Source organism: Paenibacillus sp. FSL L8-0663 (assembly GCF_038008125.1).
GTDB classification, from domain to species: Bacteria; Bacillota; Bacilli; order Paenibacillales; family Paenibacillaceae; genus Paenibacillus; species Paenibacillus polymyxa_D.
This window is the reverse complement of the sequence record NZ_JBBOYM010000001.1, coordinates 346,491-365,632: the sequence shown is the minus strand read 5'-3', so window position 1 is coordinate 365,632 and position 19,142 is coordinate 346,491. Positions and strand designations below refer to the sequence as shown.

At 47.1% G+C, this 19,142-nt stretch carries 13 protein-coding genes; 5 read left to right on the top strand and 8 right to left on the bottom strand.

The features are described 5' to 3' along the window. Nucleotides 1-3: 3 nt before the first annotated feature. From MKY75_RS01565 to MKY75_RS01555, 3 genes are all read left to right on the top strand, one after another. On the top strand, nucleotides 4-426 hold the full coding sequence (locus tag MKY75_RS01565; protein ID WP_165149174.1) for a GtrA family protein: 423 nt from the start codon (nucleotides 4-6) through the stop codon (nucleotides 424-426). After that, on the top strand, nucleotides 423-1,304 hold the full coding sequence (galU, locus tag MKY75_RS01560; RefSeq protein WP_023986636.1) for a UTP--glucose-1-phosphate uridylyltransferase GalU: 882 nt from the start codon (nucleotides 423-425) through the stop codon (nucleotides 1,302-1,304). The genes MKY75_RS01565 and galU overlap by 4 nt, the downstream gene beginning before the upstream one ends. 141 nt (nucleotides 1,305-1,445) lie before the next feature. Further along, on the top strand, nucleotides 1,446-2,273 hold the full coding sequence (locus MKY75_RS01555; protein WP_029516833.1) for a class I SAM-dependent methyltransferase: 828 nt from the start codon (nucleotides 1,446-1,448) through the stop codon (nucleotides 2,271-2,273). Nucleotides 2,274-2,437: 164 nt separating this feature from the next. Here MKY75_RS01555 and MKY75_RS01550 read toward each other — a convergent pair whose 3' ends face one another. The 8 genes from MKY75_RS01550 to MKY75_RS01515 all read right to left on the bottom strand — a co-directional run bounded on the left by MKY75_RS01550 (nucleotide 2,438) and on the right by MKY75_RS01515 (nucleotide 12,787). Then, a complete protein-coding gene (locus MKY75_RS01550) occupies nucleotides 2,438-3,187 on the bottom strand; it encodes a glycerophosphodiester phosphodiesterase (protein WP_209949951.1) in 750 nt (249 codons plus the stop codon). 87 nt (nucleotides 3,188-3,274) lie between these two features. Continuing rightward, nucleotides 3,275-4,336 (bottom strand): hypothetical protein, encoded by a 1,062-nt coding sequence (locus tag MKY75_RS01545; protein ID WP_340884107.1) that lies wholly within the window; start codon nucleotides 4,334-4,336, stop codon nucleotides 3,275-3,277. Nucleotides 4,337-4,360: 24 nt separating this feature from the next. Next, nucleotides 4,361-6,256, bottom strand: a complete 1,896-nt coding sequence (locus MKY75_RS01540) for an HSP90 family protein (protein ID WP_165149180.1) — start codon at nucleotides 6,254-6,256, stop codon at nucleotides 4,361-4,363. Between the two features lie 421 nt (nucleotides 6,257-6,677). Continuing rightward, on the bottom strand, nucleotides 6,678-8,192 hold the full coding sequence (gene arfA / locus MKY75_RS01535) for an arabinosylfuranosidase ArfA (protein ID WP_039274274.1): 1,515 nt from the start codon (nucleotides 8,190-8,192) through the stop codon (nucleotides 6,678-6,680). A 349-nt stretch (nucleotides 8,193-8,541) separates the two neighbouring features. Beyond that, nucleotides 8,542-9,324 (bottom strand): muscle M-line assembly protein unc-89 Uncoordinated protein 89, encoded by a 783-nt coding sequence (locus MKY75_RS01530; protein WP_340884105.1) that lies wholly within the window; start codon nucleotides 9,322-9,324, stop codon nucleotides 8,542-8,544. 415 nt (nucleotides 9,325-9,739) lie between these two features. Then, nucleotides 9,740-10,600 carry a carbohydrate ABC transporter permease gene (locus MKY75_RS01525; protein WP_370682672.1) on the bottom strand — a complete coding sequence of 287 codons (861 nt, stop codon included), beginning with the start codon at nucleotides 10,598-10,600 and terminating at the stop codon, nucleotides 9,740-9,742. A gap of 12 nt (nucleotides 10,601-10,612) precedes the next feature. After that, nucleotides 10,613-11,497, bottom strand: a complete 885-nt coding sequence (locus tag MKY75_RS01520; protein ID WP_013308374.1) for a carbohydrate ABC transporter permease — start codon at nucleotides 11,495-11,497, stop codon at nucleotides 10,613-10,615. Between the two features lie 36 nt (nucleotides 11,498-11,533). Continuing rightward, a complete protein-coding gene (locus MKY75_RS01515; protein WP_340884103.1) occupies nucleotides 11,534-12,787 on the bottom strand; it encodes a sugar ABC transporter substrate-binding protein in 1,254 nt (417 codons plus the stop codon). 601 nt (nucleotides 12,788-13,388) lie between these two features. Here MKY75_RS01515 and MKY75_RS01510 point away from each other — a divergent pair. Together MKY75_RS01510 and MKY75_RS01505 are read left to right on the top strand one after the other, a co-directional pair. Beyond that, complete coding sequence (locus MKY75_RS01510) at nucleotides 13,389-15,551, top strand: glycoside hydrolase family 3 N-terminal domain-containing protein (RefSeq protein ID WP_340884102.1); 2,163 nt, start codon at nucleotides 13,389-13,391, stop codon at nucleotides 15,549-15,551. A gap of 25 nt (nucleotides 15,552-15,576) precedes the next feature. Beyond that, entirely contained in the window at nucleotides 15,577-19,017 is a 3,441-nt protein-coding gene (locus MKY75_RS01505; protein ID WP_340884100.1) for a GH36-type glycosyl hydrolase domain-containing protein, read from the top strand. Nucleotides 19,018-19,142: the final 125 nt, after the last annotated feature.

The following is a 19,142-nucleotide window of genomic DNA, read 5'->3' as shown; positions in this document are numbered from 1 at the left end:
ACTATGAAAAGTCGCATGGCCCAGCTGCTTCCTATGATTCGATTTGGCATTGTAGGTCTGGTGAATACAGGCGTAGATTATATTATTTTTATGCTGCTAGCTTGGGGCGGAGTGCCGGTCATTGTAGCGCAGATCATTTCGTACAGCTGCGGCACAGCCAACAGTTATATTTTGAACAGCAAATGGACATTCAACAAACAACTATCAAACGACACAAACAAGCGTCAATTACCCAAATTTATCGTCATCAACCTGGTCGTATTAGGGATAACCTCCCTATTACTGCAAGTGCTCCACACGGGAACCGAGTTGCCACTTGCTTTAGACAAGCTGATCGCCACCGCAGCCGGAATGATCATCAATTATATCGGGAGCCGATACTGGGTATTTGGTTCCCCATCCCGAAAGGAACGTGAGTTTCTATGAGAAAAATTACAAAAGCTGTTATTCCAGCCGCCGGATTAGGAACCCGTTTTCTACCAGCTACGAAAGCTTTACCGAAAGAGATGCTTCCCATCGTAGACAAGCCGGCTATTCAATATATCGTAGAAGAAGCTATCAAGTCCGGAATTGAGAGCATCATTATCGTAACGGGGCGTAATAAAAAAGCCATCGAGGATCATTTTGACAAGTCTGTGGAGTTGGAGCAGGTACTGGAGAGCAAAGGTAAATACGATCTTCTGCGTGAAGTTCAAAGCATCGGGGGTAAAGCAGTCATTCACTATATCCGTCAAAAAGAACCTCTCGGCTTGGGACACGCGGTAAGCTGCGCTCGTCAGTTCATCGGCGATGAACCATTTGCCGTGTTGCTGGGCGATGATATTATGAATTCCTCCACCCCGGCGATCCGTCAAATGATGGATGTCTACGAGGCGACTGGCAAGCAAGTGGTCGGCGTGCGCACGGTGGAAGAACAAGATGTGAGTAAATACGGCATTATTGACTCTACTCACCAGAACGGTCTCATCCACGAAGTCGGCGGGCTTGTTGAAAAACCTTCTCCGGCAGATGCCCCTTCGCGGCAGGCAGTCATTGGTCGGTATGTATTGGAGCCTTCCATTTTCTCTATATTGGAAAACCTGTCCACTGGGGCAGGCGGTGAATATCAATTGACAGACGCACTCCATCAGGTAGCATTGCAGAACCAACTGCTCGCATTGGAACTGGAAGGCACACGTTATGATATTGGAGATAAAGCTGGATATCTGGAAGCCGTGCTCCACATGGGTATGCAACGCGAAGATTTGCGTCCAATGCTTGACTCCATGATGCGCGAGTGGGCGCTTGCTTCAATGATAAAATAGGGAATTTCCCCTCCGAAATCCGACGGGTGCTGTGAAATCACGAGAGTAGATGGATGAACATGTAAACCTGTACAATGTAGGAGTACAGCAGCATTTGAATCTGCTCGGCCGCCCGGTCGAAACTAAGGAGGAAGAGGACCTATAATACCTGAGGGAAATCTGCAAAGCAACGTAGATCGTTTTAGCGGTTTTGCCGACAACTACGATCAGCACCGCCCGGAAGCACCGTCACTCGTCGTGGAAATCGTCAGCCGCTATCTGGAGCGAAACGTAGAGCTCGTTGCCGATATTGGCTGCGGTACAGGACTTTCAACTTTCATATGGGAAAACGCCGCTCGGCAAGTCGTCGGTATCGAGCCTAACTCGGACATGAGAGGAAAAGCGCAGCACAAGCTGGAGACAGCAGGAACGACAAAGGCAGGAACCATTTCCTTCAAAAGCGGGTTCTCCAACAACCTGCCCTTTGAGGACGGAACTGTAGACGTCATCACCTGCTCTCAATCCTTTCACTGGATGGACCCCGAGAGCACGCTTCAGGAAGCGGGCAGGGTCTTGGCTCAGGGCGGCGTGTTCGCAGCCTTTGACTGTGACTGGCCTCCGGTGCTGCAATGGCAGATAGAGCAAGCTTATACAGAGCTTATCACCAAAGCGGATACCCTTTTGGAACAGGAAGCCCCAGTAGAGCAGCAAGCTCATAAATGGAGCAAGGATCAGCATTTAGCTAATCTGCACCGCAGCGGGCAATTCCGATATACCCGGGAGATTGTTTTCCACAACCGTGAGCAGTGTGACGCAGCTCGTTATACAGGGCTCGCTCTCAGCCAAGGGGGTATTCAAAGTCTCTTAAAACTTGGCAATAGAACGCTTGACGGCGATGTAGCCCGCTTCGTGAACCTGGTAGAGAATCATTTTCAGGGCAGAACACTAGACATTCTGTTCAGCTATCGTATGCGGCTCGGCATCAAGTAGAAAGGAATCAAGGCCATCGTGGATGATACGCTCTTCGGCTTAGGGCAAAAAAGACTCTCCCTCGCCTCGTAAAAACGAGTGCGTACAGGAGAGTCTTTTTCTTCAATAAATAGCCACGCTCATATCCCTGCAAACCTTAGTTGCAGTTCCACTGTGTCTTCAACCTAGGAAGAGCGGACAGCCAATAAGTGCGCCAACCGATCAGGATAGTCCGTGATAATGCCGTTTACCCCGGCCTCTAGCAGACGCTTCATTTCTTCTGGCTCATTCACCGTCCATGGGTGGTAGACGACGCCTAATGCCAAAGCCTCTGATACAGCTTCTGGTGTAACCACTTGTTTGTAGGCATGAAGTGCGGTAACCCCGAATTGGGTGGCATACTCGGATGGGCGGACCATAATTTCGATATACAGCGCCCCCGTCTTGATTTCAGGAGCAAGCTGCGCACAGAGCGCCAGCGATTCGTGATTAAAGCTGGATATGATTACCCGCTGTTCTAATCCAAAACGCTTCACGGTAGCAATGACCTCTTCCTCCATTCCCGGATAGAGATAAATGCTATTTTTCAACTCTAAATTAATTATTGTATTCGAGGAGGACTGGGCTAGTTCCAGTAGCTCATCCAGCATAGGGACCCGCTCACCTCGGAATTTCTCACCAAACCAGCCGCCCGCATCCAATTTATTTAATTCTTCCAGCGTAATATCCCTTACATCCAGTGAGCAACCTGTCGTACGCTTCAGCGACTCATCGTGAATCAGCACCAGATGCCCATCTTGGGTACGCTGCACATCCGTTTCTATACCTGTTGCTCCCAGTTCCAAGGCGTGGCGGAATGCCGCCATCGTATTCTCAGGACATACACCTGAAGCTCCGCGGTGTGCGAAATTAATCACCTTTCCGGTTACAGTCACCACATAACCCCTCCTGTCATTTCACAGGAACATTATACCTGCTCATTGTTTGGGCAGTATAAAATATTCGTCACAGCTACACTTCTTCTATGCCGTTCGAACAATTTTCCCGATCCACTCGGAATAAAACGTATTCCCGTTCCGTCGATCAAAATCAGCCGCCGCTGACTCTGCCAGTGGCCTAAAATACGCAATGATTTCCGTCAATCTGCGCTCCTCTTTCCCCCATTCCAAGGAAGCCGGCAACCGGATCAACCGTTTTTCTCCCGAAGTATCCAACTTTTGCAGCAGACTCACCATCGTCGCGTAAAAATACATCTGCTCCAGCCCGCTCTCATAGTCTAGCGCCATATGTAGATGACGCTCTACCACTTCGATCCCTTGAACCGGATCAGCAATCGTCAAATATTCGATATGCTCTGCTATCGTTTTCAGAAAGTCACGGTCATCCCGGACTAGGCGATAGCCTTTACGATGCTGCTCCTTTGCCTGATCAACCTCGCCTTGACGATAAAGCGGCAATAGCACCTGCGAGAGCGTCACATGCGGCACTTCTGCACATCTCATACGACCCGACAAAATCGGTTTTGCCACGGCAAGCGCCTGCTCATCCTCTCCGGCCAAGTAGTAGAACCGCACCATCTGGCTCTGCTCGCAGGCTTCACAATCACTCATACTGTCCCGTTCGATCAAGCGGAAGGTATCCAGATATCGCCGTGCTTCTTCCAGATTTCCCATGTCCATCGCGATGCGGAACTTATAATAGTAATATGGACGCTCATTATACCCGTATTCGGCATAACGTCGGCGCATATCCTCCGCCAGATCTTCTATTTGAGTCTTCGATATATTGGAAAAGCTGCACACCTTCCCAAGTATCCATTTGTAATTCCACAACAGCTCATCTGCGTCGTATTCCTCTGGATTTTGATCAAATTGGCCCAACTGCCACGAAAAAGCAATCAGCGACTTCAATGGGTATCCGTTAAAAATAGCGCAGTCTACAATCTCTCCCCGAATTTCATAAGCGAGTTCCTTCAATCCGGAAGTGTCTGCCAAGCGAACAGCCTCTTCCAGAATCGCCAGCTTTGCCGCCCCTCCGGGCATATCCTGCGCCTGCTCCATCAATTCATATATTGTCTCTTCCATTTGAATCCTCCCTTAATTACGCAATTACGTATTCTGTCCGTTCCCTAATCCCCAATTGATAAAATGCAGTACACTCCGGTTCATCAGCCCTAGCTCACTGCGGTTCATCGGATAGTGACCCATCATAAGCGCATTCACATACATCATTTCTGTAGCAGCCGTAACCATCTGCGTATCGGTAGCTTCAAGAATTCGGGCCACCACCGGGTTGTTCAGATTAAAGTATAAAGTGGAGTAGCCCGAATTTTGCTGGACTCCTGCTTTCAGACTATCAAGCACATTGGAAAAAAGTGAGGTTGTCTCCTCAACCGTGTTTTCCATGGAGCGCAAGGTCAGTGCATCCTGAGAAATGGTATACAATACTGGCAAACTCGCAGGCTCAAAACGCTTCAACTCAGCGCGACAACGCATTGGCTGCAAAGCAGCATCCATGACACGTAGTACACCGTAATAATTCTCGCGCTCTTCCTGTGTTAGCCCGGTAAATGATAGAGATACTTCCTCAGGGCTAAGACGCTCTGTTTGCAGGTTAGGGTCAATCCAATGCAGCTTTTCCAAAATGTCTGAATCATAAATATAGCCGCCATTGATCACCAACATGGATTGCGCCGCCGCCACATGCGTAATCTGACGATACTCATCTACTGTCGATGTGTAATGCAACGGACGTCCGCCCGCCTCTCGGATCAGTTCACTCAGTTCACGCCGCCCAAATGTACTTTCGAAGGAAAACCAGCGATGCATAATCCGCAGAAATTCATCATCCTCGACCGCGAGCGCCTTCATGGACAGCTCGTGCAAACGAATCCAGTGTTGCAAACGGTCTGGTTCATATTCCGCCATGCGTAGCAGTTCTTCCCGAATACAGGTCCCCAATTCAGAACGAACCGCATCAAGCTGCTCATTTTCATAAAAATATTCACGTGATGCCGTTGGTTGCAATTCATCTGTCCAAATCAGGCTTTTAATGAAGAATGCCCATTCTGGCAATACATTTTCCGCCTTATCGGACACCAACATATGCTTCAAGTACACCCGGTGCAGCCGCTTGCTGTTCAGATTAACACTACGAGGCAAAATGAATGCAATCCCGCCTGTTCTGCCCGATGCCGTCCGCAACGGTATAAAATCACTGAAGCGCTCGCCCATCAGGCGATAGCCTAAATCTAGCACCTCACTACGGCGGCTCCGTAATTGTTCTGGGTCCTGCATCCAGCTCGTCGATGGAAGATTGACGCGCTTGGTCTCCCCGTCTACAGACAGTATGACCGGATACGGCAGCAACGCACCATAATAGAATAAAGACTCCTCTACATGCGCCGGCTCATAATAAAACTCACTTCCCGGCTTGCAGCGCAAATAAATTTGCGTTCCTACAGGCAGTTCGGTCTCCAATCGACGAATCGTATACGTCCCATCCGGCTTCCCTCTCCATTCCATGGAGACGCCTTCCTTCACCGAGCGGGTCAGCACCACAATTTCATCGCTCACCATAAAGCAGGATAGCAACCCAATCCCAAATCGTCCGATAAACGAAGTCTCAGAAGCCAGCAAATCGGCTCCCTTCTTGGAAGACTGACCGATAATCGATAAAAAACGGTGAATGTCTTCTTCTGACAACCCAATGCCGTTATCCTGAATCATCAATACCTGTTGCTCCCCGGCACCAGATAACTCTACGATGACTTTGCCTTCATAGTTGTTACTCTCAGAAGCTGTAGCTTCAAGGGTCTTGTCTTCTTTTAATACATTACTTTCAGTAGCAACCTTCCGCAGCTCCTTGCGAGCCGTGATCGCATCTGTTGCATTTTGCAGAACCTCACGTATAAACACTCGTGGACTGCTATATAAATGATTGGCCAAAATATCAATCATACCGCCCAAGTTCACTTGAAAACGATATTCGTCTGTTTGACTCATAGAGATCATTCCTTTCTCGAAATACTACAACCACCATTTGGATTTAAATAGACTGTCTTTTAAAGTATAACGTGGATTTAAGTCGGATTGCACACCCTGCATTTCAGATATCAGTACGTTGACAACGACATAATAGGGTCTTTTTTCACCTGGGAAGTCTGGCACTGGGTCTAATTAACTTCATAAAAATGTACGGAGTACGAGCACTTAGTGAATAAAGGTCATCTTTGTCTAGTTAAATTTAGTAATAAACATAATATTTATTTAAAATCCACCCTTCTCTCAGAACCCTATATCTATGGAGGGACAAATGGCTCATTTTACGCAAAAAGCTCGCATTGCCGCTCTTGTAATACTCTTACAAGAGAGAATGCGAGCTTATTTAGGTACAGTCGAAGCTGTACCCTTTTACAGAAGAGAATTAATGAGACTTAGCGAGACGGATAACGTTCCACGATGCTTTGCCCAAATGAGCTTTTACAATTCCGTCATCAAGCTTGGCGTTACCGCCGTTGTGAGGCGTAACTTTTTCACCGGCTGGACTGTTGGTCGCTTTAAGATCATCATGCTCCAATACAGTATGCTCGACAATGCGGTAGCCTTCAAAACTGCGTACATCTACTGTCAGCTCCAGCGATTCAGACAAATGACGGTTCACTGCAAAGACAGTCAGCGCGTCTCCCTCTTCATCATAAACTACAGCGCTGTCCAGATAAGGGATGTCTGTGAAGTCCTTGGAGTCGTATTTTTCCGAATCCACGACAGGCATCAGCGATATCCCACGACCATAACGGGAGGCATGCAGATACGGATAGAAGATCGTTTGTTTCCACGCCTTTCCGTTATTCTCGGTCATGATTGGCGCAATAACGTTGACCAGTTGGGCGAGACAAGCCATTTTCACACGATCCGCGTGGCGCAGGAACGTGATCAACATGCTGCCTACCAACAATGCATCCTCAAAGTTATAGATATCCTCAAGCTGCGGTGGTGCCACAGACCACGGATCAATTTTTTTGTCCGCATCATTGGAGTGGTACCATACGTTCCATTCGTCAAAGCTGAGCATCATTTTCTTCTTGCTGCGTTTCTTTGCTTTGATATAGTCACAAGTCGAAATGACCGTATGGATAAAATGATCCATATCCATAGAGCGTGCCAGATAATTAGCCGTATCATTGTCATGATTGCCGTAGTATTGATGCAAGGAAATATAGTCGGCTACCTCATAGGTATGATCCAATGTGGTTGCTTCCCATTCCGGGAACGTTGGCATCGTGGAACTGGAGCTGCCACAGGATACAAGCTCAATGTCAGGATCAATCAGCTTCATAGCTTTTGCAGATTCAACAGCCAGACGGCCATATTCTTCTGCTGTCTTGTGACCAATCTGCCATGGGCCATCCATCTCGTTACCAAGACACCAAGTTTTAATCTTATGTGGTTGCTCAACCCCGTGACTACGACGTAGATCACTCCAATAGGAGCCGCCTGTGTGGTTGCAATATTCCACCAGATTACGCGCAGCATCAATTCCGCGTGTACCCAGATTAACCGCCATCATGACTTCGGAACCTACATCCTTGGCCCACTTGAAAAATTCATTCGTACCCACTTCATTCGGCTCGACTGTTCTCCACGCCAGCTCCAACTGTCTAGGTCTGGACGCAACAGGACCGACACCGTCCTCCCAATTGTAACCGGATACAAAATTGCCTCCCGGATAGCGTATAATAGGAACATCAAGCTGTTTTACCAACTCTTTAACATCATTACGGAAACCGCTTTCATCACTAGTTGAATGAGTAGGCTCGTAAATGCCACCATATACGGCACGCCCGAGATGCTCTACAAAAGAGCCATAAATGCGTTTATCGACTTCAGCAATACGAAAAGATTTGTCTACAATCATCTTTGCTTTTACAGCTGCTGCCACCTAAACCATCCTCTCTGAATGCGAAAATAAAATCCTTTCTACCACCAAGATTAAGAAGCCGTTTTATTTACGGTTTTAATATAACACACCCTATTTATTATAGTCAATATTATCATTAAATACTTAATATATTCATTAACATTTATAATAAACGATAAGCAATTGGTTACGTATTTCTAAATATTTTGTTTTATAAACAAACTTATTGAGTGAATAACCACTTTACCAAATAATAATAGTTGTCCTGCTGTTCATATTTCCATTAGAGTAAACGGAGGTGCTTCTTTGAACGATAGCGTTCGTCTGAAAGCACCCTCCTAATTTCCGTACTATACACATAATAGCCCGATCAGACAGCAATGTTCACCTTCACACCTGCAGTCTTAGCTTTGTCTTTAGCTGAGTCCATATAGGCATGGAGCTCTTGTTCAGTCCACCTCCTACCAACCTCTATACTTGCTTCCTTCTCATCCTTTGGTTCATCTCGATCTGTTATCGTAGGTTCCTTATTCACTGCTTCACTAATGCGCTCGTTGATGTTCAAGGCAATCTCCATAATTTTACCATCAAGGCCTTCTGCCTTCTCACGTAAAGTAGCTGATCTTGCAGGATTAGTATTTTCCCAACCTTTAGCTTCGCTTTTCAACGTAATTTGTGCCATTTTATTGATTTTCGAATTCTTTAACTCGTTGTTTGCTGACACAATACTATGCATCGTATATGTGATTAGACTTTGCTTTTGCTCCTCTGCAGTCTTGTGCGTATATTGTTCCTTTTTACCTTCCTGAGCTTCTCTTTTACTTTCCTCATCCATGCTAAAAGCTTTTTTTTGTTCTTCCATTAACTGTTTCTGAATGTTCTCGTCAATTTGTTGAATCTGCATATCTATCTTTTCCATTTCAGCTTTTACAGCCTCCGGACCGAGGCCACGTTTTAGAGCATTACTTATATAGTCCGAACGCCTCTCCACCAAATTTTGCTTTTGCTCTGTCAATTGTTGAATAACCTTGTTTTGCGGTTTACCTATACTCTTCCTTTCAGTCTGACTAGAAAGGGGATGCCGTGATTCAAGTGGGTTGTTATCTGCGATGCGGAACGGCGATTGCTGAGATGATGTAAATGATACATTCATCCTAAAACCTCCAATTCTTTTCTGATAAGTGATTCTAGAAATATATCGGTTTATTCTGTATGTTTTTTCATTATTTTCACAAATACTTTATTCTTTCTTGTTTCACTGCTAAGCAGTACCTTATCGTTTCGTATAAGCTGTCATATATAAGCAAATTAACTTACTTTTGTAGACAACTGTTTAAAGGCCAATGAGATTTCGACAGCTGATAATATAGGGGTTGGATATATTCACTACAGGAGATATATAACGAAACTTTGATTATAGGACAAATAAGCCCTACTTCCATTAAGCAAGATGCTATACGCTCTTCAAAACAATTTTATCTAACACAACAAAACGGCGGAATCTCTTTGGTTTAAAACCAAGAAACTACGCCGTTACTATGTTCAGTCTATAGTTCGTCACTACACGATTACTTAATCCCCGAAATCGTATAGTTCTCAATAATATACTTTTGGAAAACAATGAAGATAATCATGATCGGAACGACCATGAAGGTCGAACCTGCCATTTGCAGCGCAAATTGGCTTTCGTTCTGTCCCTTAAGCAGTGACAGTCCGACGGACAAGGTGTACAGCTTCTCATCGTTCGCAATAATGAGTGGCCACAAGAAGCTGTTCCATCCGCCGATGAAGGTCAGGATGGCCTGTACTGCGATAATTGGCGTCGAAATGGGCAGCACAATTTGTAAAAAGGTGCGGAACTCCCCTGCTCCATCCAGACGTGTCGCCTCCAGCAGTTCTTCCGGGATATCGGACATGAACTGCCGGAACAGGAAGATCGCGAACGCGCCTACCAATCCAGGCAGGACAATCCCCAGCATGGAATTGGTCAATCCCATCTGGTTCAGAATCAAATAGACGGGAATCATTGTCACTTGACCTGGAATCATCATCGTTGCCAGTACCAGATAGAACAGAAACCCTTTGCCTTTAAATTGGAATTTGGCAAAGCCATAACCCGCCATGGCATTCAGGAATAATCCGAAGAAAGAAGCTAAAACAATGATCAGCGTATTCGTCAGATAGGTTCCAAAAGCCATGCTATCGAATAGTAATTTAAAATTATCCAGTGTAAAATGCTGCGGCCAGATGGTCGGGGGAATTTGGGTTACCTCGCCCTCAGTCTTAAAGGAGGATAAAATCATCCACGCAAAAGGCAGCACCATCAACAGACCTCCCACGGTCAGGAGAGTCGCCACGAACCATTGAAATGTTTTTTCACCACTGCGCGTATTGGCGCGGGCTTGCTGAACAGCTGTTTTCACGTTCATCACCTCTCTCTATCAGGACTCCGCTTTATTTTGCAAACGGAACTGAATCAGCGTCACCGCAATGATTGCGAAGAACAGAATGAACGATCCCGCCGCGGCATACCCGAATTTACTAAATTGGAAGCCGTTATTGTAAATGAACAGGGATGCCGTCAGTGTGCCATCGAGCGGTTTCCCTTTGGTCATGACAAACGGTTCCTCGAAAAATTGCAGCCAGCCGATCATCGTCGTGATGGACACGAAGAAAATAGCGTAACGAAGCTGCGGAAGCGTAATATAACGAATTTGCTGCCATGTATTGGCACCGTCAAGCTGAGCCGCTTCATAATAAGAACCCGGAATCCCTTTAATAGCCGCAATAAAGATAATCATGTTTAAGCCGATGCCCCGCCAAACTGCTAACACAATTAACGAAACTTTCGCAACTGTTGGATCGGTCAACCATGGGACGGGACCTAAATTCATCAAACCAAGTACATAGTTGAATAATCCAAGCGTCGGATTATACAAGTAGCTCCAAACGACCGCGACCGCAACTACATTCGTTACGGACGGTAGATAGAACACGACGCGGAATACTTTGAAAGCACGTGATTTACCCATGTTAATCAGAATCGCGATGCTAAGCGAAAATATCAGCACCAACGGAACACCAATGATGACGAAGAACAGGGTATTACCAAGGGACTTTATAAAGGAAGGGTCCAATAGTACGTTTGTATAATTTTCGAGACCTATAAAGCGAATACTATCATAATTAACGAGTCCGGACAGATCCATATCCGTGAAGCTGATCACGAGCGCCAGTAGTATCGGCAACAGCGAAAACAGCGTTAACAGGATGATGGAGGGACCGATAAACAAGTATGGCGCAAGCTTCTGCGAGCTTCCTTTCATGCCTTCACTCCCTTTGACAATGGCGGATATGGATCATTATTTTTTCATAATACTTGCAGCCTGCTGATTAAAGTCATCCATTTCCTTCTGTACATCGGCATGACCGCGGTAAATACGCTCGAAGCTCTTGATAAATTGTTGAGAAACCTCTTCCCATGCAGCCAGTTGCGGCAATGCTGCGGAATGATCTAGCTGTTTGCGAATCGTCCGAAGCATCGGATCACTCTTCAGTTTGGCATCTTCCCACGATTTAGTAGTCGCAGGCAAGTTACTGGACAGATCCATCCATTTCAGCTGCGTTTCTGGTTTGCTCATGTAAGCCAGGAATTTGGCTGACTCCTCTGGATGCTTGCTGAATTTCATAATTGAAAGGTTGGCTCCACCCAAAACGGACAGGTTGTTTACTTTTCCAGGAAGCTCCGCTATATTCCACTTACCTTCCAGTTCTGGTGCCTTGCTCTTGATTTCTTTAATCATGAAAGGACCGCTGATAAACATTGGAACGATCCCCTCGCCTTGCAAACCTTGAACGGAGTCAATTCCAATATCCACTGCGTTAGAGCCATTTTGGAAAAAGGTATTTACATACTTCACAGCATCTACAAACGGTGGTTGGTTGAACAGCGGATTGCCCTGCTCGTCAACCAGTTTGGAACCGTTCTGGAGAGCAAACATAAAGCCCATAGACTGCTCCTTTGCACTAAAGGAGATACCATATTTGTCTTTGCCCCGAGCCGCCAGCTTTTGGGCAGCATCGGAAAGCTCTTCCCACGTTTTAGGTGCTTCATTATATCCGACTTGTTTCAGCAGGTCAGAACGGTAGAACAGAACTCTCGTTTCAGTGTACCAAGGCACACCGACCGGTTTTCCTTCAAATTTTGTCGTACCTACAGCACCCTCGAAGAAATTCTTCGATTCCAGCTCAGGATACTTGCTGATATAAGGGGTAATATCCGTCAATGCACCCGCAGACGCAAGTTCTGGAACCCATGATGTACCTAACTGAACCACGTCCGGACCGGATTTTGAAGCAACTGCTGTCAGCAGCTTATCGTGAGCGTTATCCCAAGGCAACGCCTGTACCTCAACATGAATATCCGGATTTTCCTTTTCAAAACCTTTCACAATTTCAGGCAACAGCTTTCCTTCCGCTCCCATACCCCATAAGGTGATGGTCGTCTTGCCATTCGCATCTTTGCCAGACGAATCATCCTTGGACGAGCAGCCCACCAGCGCGCCCCCCAGTAATAAGGTACTTGCCAAAATGATCCCTAACGTTCTTTTCATCATACGAATTCCTCCCGAGATGACCGGTTTACCGATCATGCAATATGATAACGGATTCAAATACGAGGACTTTGCAAAAATTCAATAAGCATCTTCCAATGAACATTATATAGAACGAAATGGTTTAATTCGTCCATATATTGCACTTTGAAACGACAAGAATCGAATTTTGTAAAATCCTGATGCATGTAAATACCTAGCGATTAAAGCATACCGCTATAACACTTATGTTCAAAGCACAAGGACCATACCCCTCAATAGAAACGTTTCGATAGTCATTATAGAACAAATTGAAACCGTATTCAATAGGAATATTATTTTTTATTTGCTCAGAATACCGACTCTTTTTCATATATATCATCTTTATTACGTTATTTAACCTATGAAAAGACCCTGAATTGGATTTGACTCTGTATTTGAAAGCGTATATAATCCAACTGAGTTCAATAATAGAAACGTTTCGATTAATAATACGACAGAACATTATGCTTCTATACTAGCTATTAGCCTTTTTAGCACTTTTTTGAATCATCTTTATCCAAAAAATCTCATGAATCTGAAAAAGAGAGCTGTCCACCAACAATACAGCTTATGGAGGATTATGATGGAACAACACCTGAATTCCTATTTAGAAAGCATGACGCTTGAAGAAAAAGTTGATCAACTGCTACAGCTTGTAGGTGCCTTCTTTGAAGAAGCGGGAACAGATAGTCAAATTACCGGCCCTATGGCTTCTCTTGGCATCACAGAGAAAAATGTCCATAACGTCGGTTCCGTGCTTGGCATCGCAGGGGCCAAGGAAGCAATTCGTGTTCAGCAGGCTCATTTGAGTAAAAACCGTCTGGGTATTCCGCTTTTAATTATGGCAGATATTGTACATGGCTTCAAAACGATTTTCCCTATACCGCTGGCTATTGGTTGCTCATGGGATATGCAGCTGGCAGAAGAGAGCGCTACCATTGCTGCCCGCGAGGCGGCTGTATCCGGTGTTCACGTCACATTCGCCCCTATGGTCGATCTGGTGCGTGACCCGCGCTGGGGCCGTGTGATGGAATCTACTGGGGAAGACCCTCATCTCAACAGTCAATTTGCCCGTGCGTTTGTGCGCGGATTTCAGGGTAAAGATCTGACGAACGATACCGACCGGGTGGCCGCATGCGTGAAGCATTTTGCCGCATATGGAGCTGGTGAAGGCGGACGGGATTACAACACTGTAGATGTATCCGCATGGCAGCTGCGAGAGTATTATCTCCCCTCCTACAAAGCTGCCTTAGATGAAGGCTGCGAAATGGTGATGACGTCCTTCAATACCGTAGAAGGCGTAGCCGCAACGGGCAATAAGCGCCTGATGCGTGATTTGCTTCGTGATGAATGGGGCTTTGATGGTGTACTCATCTCGGATTGGGCCGCCATCAAGGAGCTTATCCCTCACGGCATCGCCGAGGATGAGCGCGAGGCAGCGAAGAAAGCACTGCTGGCTGGCGTAGATATTGAAATGATGACCTCCTGCTATAACGGGCATCTGCCTGAACTGGTTCGCAGCGGACAGCTGGATGAAGCGCTCATTGATGAAGCAGTAATGCGTATATTGAAGCTCAAGCAAAAGCTGGGCTTGTTCGAAAATCCGCTACGCGGCGCAGACCCTGAGCGTGAACGTGAAGTTGTGTTCTGTGAAGCTCACCGTACGGTTGCCAAAGAATTAGCTATTAAATCTTGCGTGTTGCTCAAAAATGATTCCATTCTTCCATTGAATCGCAATCAACATATTGCGTTGATCGGGCCTTTTGCAGAGAGTGGTGATATCTTGGGCTCTTGGTCGTGGAGCGGTTCGCAAGAGGAAGCTATTCGCGTTGTTGACGGGTTCCAATCGAAAATATCCTCCTCGCTGCTCACGGTTGCGACAGGTTGCTCTATCGACGATATAACTGAGGAGCAATATGCAGAAGCTCTGCAAGTTGCCAGCCAAGCAGAGGTTATCGTGTTGGCGCTTGGAGAGCGCTCGGATATGAGTGGTGAAGCAGGCAGCCGTTCCAATATTCGCCTGCCACAAGCCCAGTTGGAACTGGTGAAGCGCCTGAAGACGCTGAACAAGCCAATGGTAGCCGTATTATTTAATGGTCGTCCGTTGGATCTGCACGGTGTTATTGAAGAAGCAGACGCTGTACTGGAAGCCTGGTTCCCTGGTGGCGAAGGCGGCGTGGCGATTGCCGACTTGTTGTACGGTGATGCCGAACCTACGGGTCGCCTGACCATGTCATTCCCGCAATCGGTCGGACAGGTGCCCGTGTACTACAATCATTTTAATACAGGACGCCCGCAGTTAGATCCGAATACAAAAGAACGTTATGTGTCTCAATATCTAGACGTACCGAACGAACCTTTATTCCCGTTTGGCTATGGACTGAGTTATACCGATGTCGCTTATGATAGCGTACAGCTTTCCGGCGATACCCTTATACCTGGTCAGGAACTGACCGTGAAAGTGCAGGTAACGAACACAGGAACACGTCCAGTCGAAGAAACCGTCCAGTTCTATGTTCGTGATATCAGCGGTGATACGGTTCGCCCAATGAAAGAACTGAAAGATTTCTGCAAAGTCCTTCTTGCCCCAGGCGAAAGCCGGGAAGTGGAATTTGCATTGACCGAGCCTCAGCTGCGCTATCATCATGCAGATTTGAGCTTCAGCAGTGACAGCGGTGAATTTGCCGTCTTTACAGGACCTAACAGCCGAGATACCAGCGAAAGCCGTTTTCGGTTAGTGAAATAAACAAGAAAGTGAGGCGTTCCCTTTGATGAATACAAGTCTGGATCAAAATATTTTGCTGCGGGCCGGCGACCTGTCTTTTACCTTCTTGAGCAGCGGTGATGTGTATAAGATCGCCCATGGCTCAACGATGATCAACCAGCTGTTGACCAATTCAGTCGATGGTTCCCTGAACAATCTGTACTTGAGATTGTACCGTCCATCCGGTGTAAGTATCACTCCCCTGCTTGGAGTTCGCTCACCGGGAGTAATTCGACAAACAGATCAGCAGATTATTTGGGAAGGTTTCACCGCTGGTGTAGGCTATCAGGTGACCTTCACGCTAAGCCGCCTGGGAGTATGGTTCTGGGATGTAACCCTACAGGGCGATGACGTGGAAGCAGATGTCGTGTACGGTCAGGATATCGGCATTGCTGATACCGCTGCTGTACGCAGTAATGAAGCTTATTTGTCTCAATATATTGACCACACCGTCTACCATAATGAACAAAGAGGCTATACCGTTTGCTCACGTCAAAACCAGCCTCAAAGTCAGACATTCCCATACATTCAACAAGGCTCGTTAACCCGCACTGTTGGTTACTCGACTGACGGTTTTCAGTTCTTTGGACTATCGTACAAGGAAACGAATGAGCCGGAAGCACTCCGTCGCGACTCGCTCGCCAATGAAGTATACCAATACGAATTCGCCTATACCGCATTGCAGTCCGAGCGAGTGGAACTTGCCGGGGAAGCTCGCTTTACTTTTTACGGTCTTTTCCAGCCCAATCATCCAGCCGCAGTGACAAAGCTGGAGTATCAGGAACTGGTGACAAAGGCACGCGACGAAGTAACTGCCGTTCTAGCAGACGCCTCTGAGACCAGCATACCGACACACGCGGCAAGTGATCTTCAGGCAGGGCGTGTGGCTCCAGCTCAAACCATCGGTGAGCCGCTGCGTACGCTGGACTTCACCGATGCCGAAGTGAATCAACTTTTCCCCAAACGGCAGGAAGAAGAACGGGATGGCAATAAACTCCTTTCCTTTTTCACGGACAGCTATGAGCATGTTGTACTCAAATCCAAAGAGCTTCGTGTAGAGCGTCCCCACGGGCACATTTTAATGGGCGGGCATTACTCAGGAGGTAAGGAAGAAACCATTACAACCACCTCCTATATGTACGGGGTGTTCAATTCCCAGCTCGTAATCGGCAACACGAATTTCAACAAAATGATTACCAACGCGCGTAATGCGCTCAATATTCCCAAGACATCCGGTCAGCGCATTTATGTCGGAATCCAAGGGAAATACCGCCTGCTCACGATGCCTTCCCTGTTCGAGATTGGCTTTAATTATGTGCGCTGGTACTACAAAACGGCTGACGATACATTCATGATTACAAACTATACGAATGCCGATAGCCCAGAAGTACGGCTTCACATGCGTGCGGCAAGTGGCCAAACCTATCCGTTCCTCATCACTCAGCAAATGTCTATGCATGTGAACGAATATGAGCTTCCGTTTCATATGGAACGTGAAGGCGACGCCCTACTCTTCCGGGCAGACTCTGCTTCCCTGAGTGCCGAAGCCTATCCCGACCTGCTGTACCGAATGCACATAGAAGGCGCTCCATTACAGCATGTGAGCGACGCTCACGCACTGCTACAGGGTAATGCTTCCCCTGATGCATCTCTGGTTGTGCTAGAGCTGGGTGACAGCAGCGAATGGACCTGCACCGTGCAGGGTTGGCTGAATGGACTTACAGCCGGGCAAGAATCAGCGCACAAAGAGCGTCACGTTTCCTTTGAAGATGTACGCGAGCACTATCGGGCATATTTTGCCGAGCTTATGAACGGTTTCCATCTATCGCTGGGTCAACATGAAACAAGCGAGCTGTTCCGTGTGAACGCAGTGGCTTGGTGGTACACCCATAATATGCTCGTTCACTATTCTGTACCTCACGGTCTGGAGCAATACGGCGGTGCAGCCTGGGGAACACGCGATGTGTGTCAGGGGCCTGTGGAATATTTCTCAGCTGTGCAAAAGTTCGATGAGGTTCGTTCCATTCTGCTGACTGTTTTCAGCCATCAGTACGAGGACAGCGGAAACTGGCCGCAATGGTTTATGTTTGACAACTATACTCACGTGCAGCAAGAAGAAAGCCATGGGGATATTATCGTCTGGCCGCTCAAGGTACTGGGCGATTATTTGACCGCTACCCGTGATTACAGTATTCTGGAAGAAAATGCACCTTACACCCATCGACATACTTTCGATTATACCAAGCAGACCGCGACTCTCATGGAACATGCCCTGAAGGAAATCGAATACATTCGGGATAATTTCCTGCATGATACGTATTTGTCGGCCTATGGCGACGGCGATTGGGACGATACCCTCCAGCCAGCCAATGCACAGCTGAAGCAATACATGGCGAGCAGCTGGACGGTTGCACTCACCTACCAAGTTATTAGTAACTTTGCTGCAGCTTTGGAGCAGGCCCCCGCGGGTGTAGTAAGCGAAGCCGACAAGATTGCACAAGATCTACATCAGATGGCCAATGGCATCCGTAAAGACTTTAACCGCTACATGCTGGAGAGCGGAATTATTCCGGGCTTCGTGTATATGGAAGAGCCCGGTCAACCTAAGCTGATGCTCCATCCATCTGACACTGAGACGGGAATCCATTACCGCTTGCTGCCGATGACGCGCAGCATGATCAGCCAGCTGCTCACGCCTGAGCAAGCATTGGCTCATGAGCAACTCATCCGTGAACAGTTCCTCTGCCCGGATGGTGTGCGTCTGATGAACCGTCCTGCACAGTATGATGGCGGTGTGAGCTCGCACTTCAAGCGCGCAGAGCAAGCGGCCAACTTTGGACGTGAGGTCGGACTGCAATATGTGCACGCCCATATCCGCTTTGCGGAAGCGATGGCCAAATTGGGACGCAAGGATGATGCCTGGCATAGCTTGAAGCTCATCAATCCGGTCGGCATCCGTGCGTCCGTACCGAATGCCGAATGGCGCCAAAGCAACGCCTATTTCAGCAGCTCGGACGGTAAATTTAATAACCGCTATGAAGCACAGGAACGGTTTGGTGAATTGCGTGAGGGAGCTGTACCCGTCAAAGGCGGTTGGAGAATCTATTCCAGTGGTCCAGGAATCTATATGAATCAGCTTATATCGAACGTCCTTGGTGTTCGTCAGTCGGGCGAAGATCTGATCCTAGACCCCGTGCTGCCGGATCATCTCGACGGATTGGAATTTGAATTTTCCTTTGCAGGAAAACCAATTACCTTCGTCTACCGCATGCTGCAAGAGCATACTGGCGGTGAGCAGGGCCGTACAGTATTGAACGGAACACCACTGGAAAGCGTGCCAGCCGATGATAATCGCTACCGCTCCGGTGCCTTGCGCATCAAACGCGAGATTTTCGAGCAAGCCTTGGCAGAACATGACGGTGTACACCGTCTGGAGATTATTTTATAAAGCGTTTTTAATGCTAAATCTGGTATAGGCAACAAAGGGATGGCGATCTTGCGGGATCGCCCTTTGCTGCTTAGGTGTAGGACTACGACATTTGGAATAGATATGTGGTTAATAATGAATATACA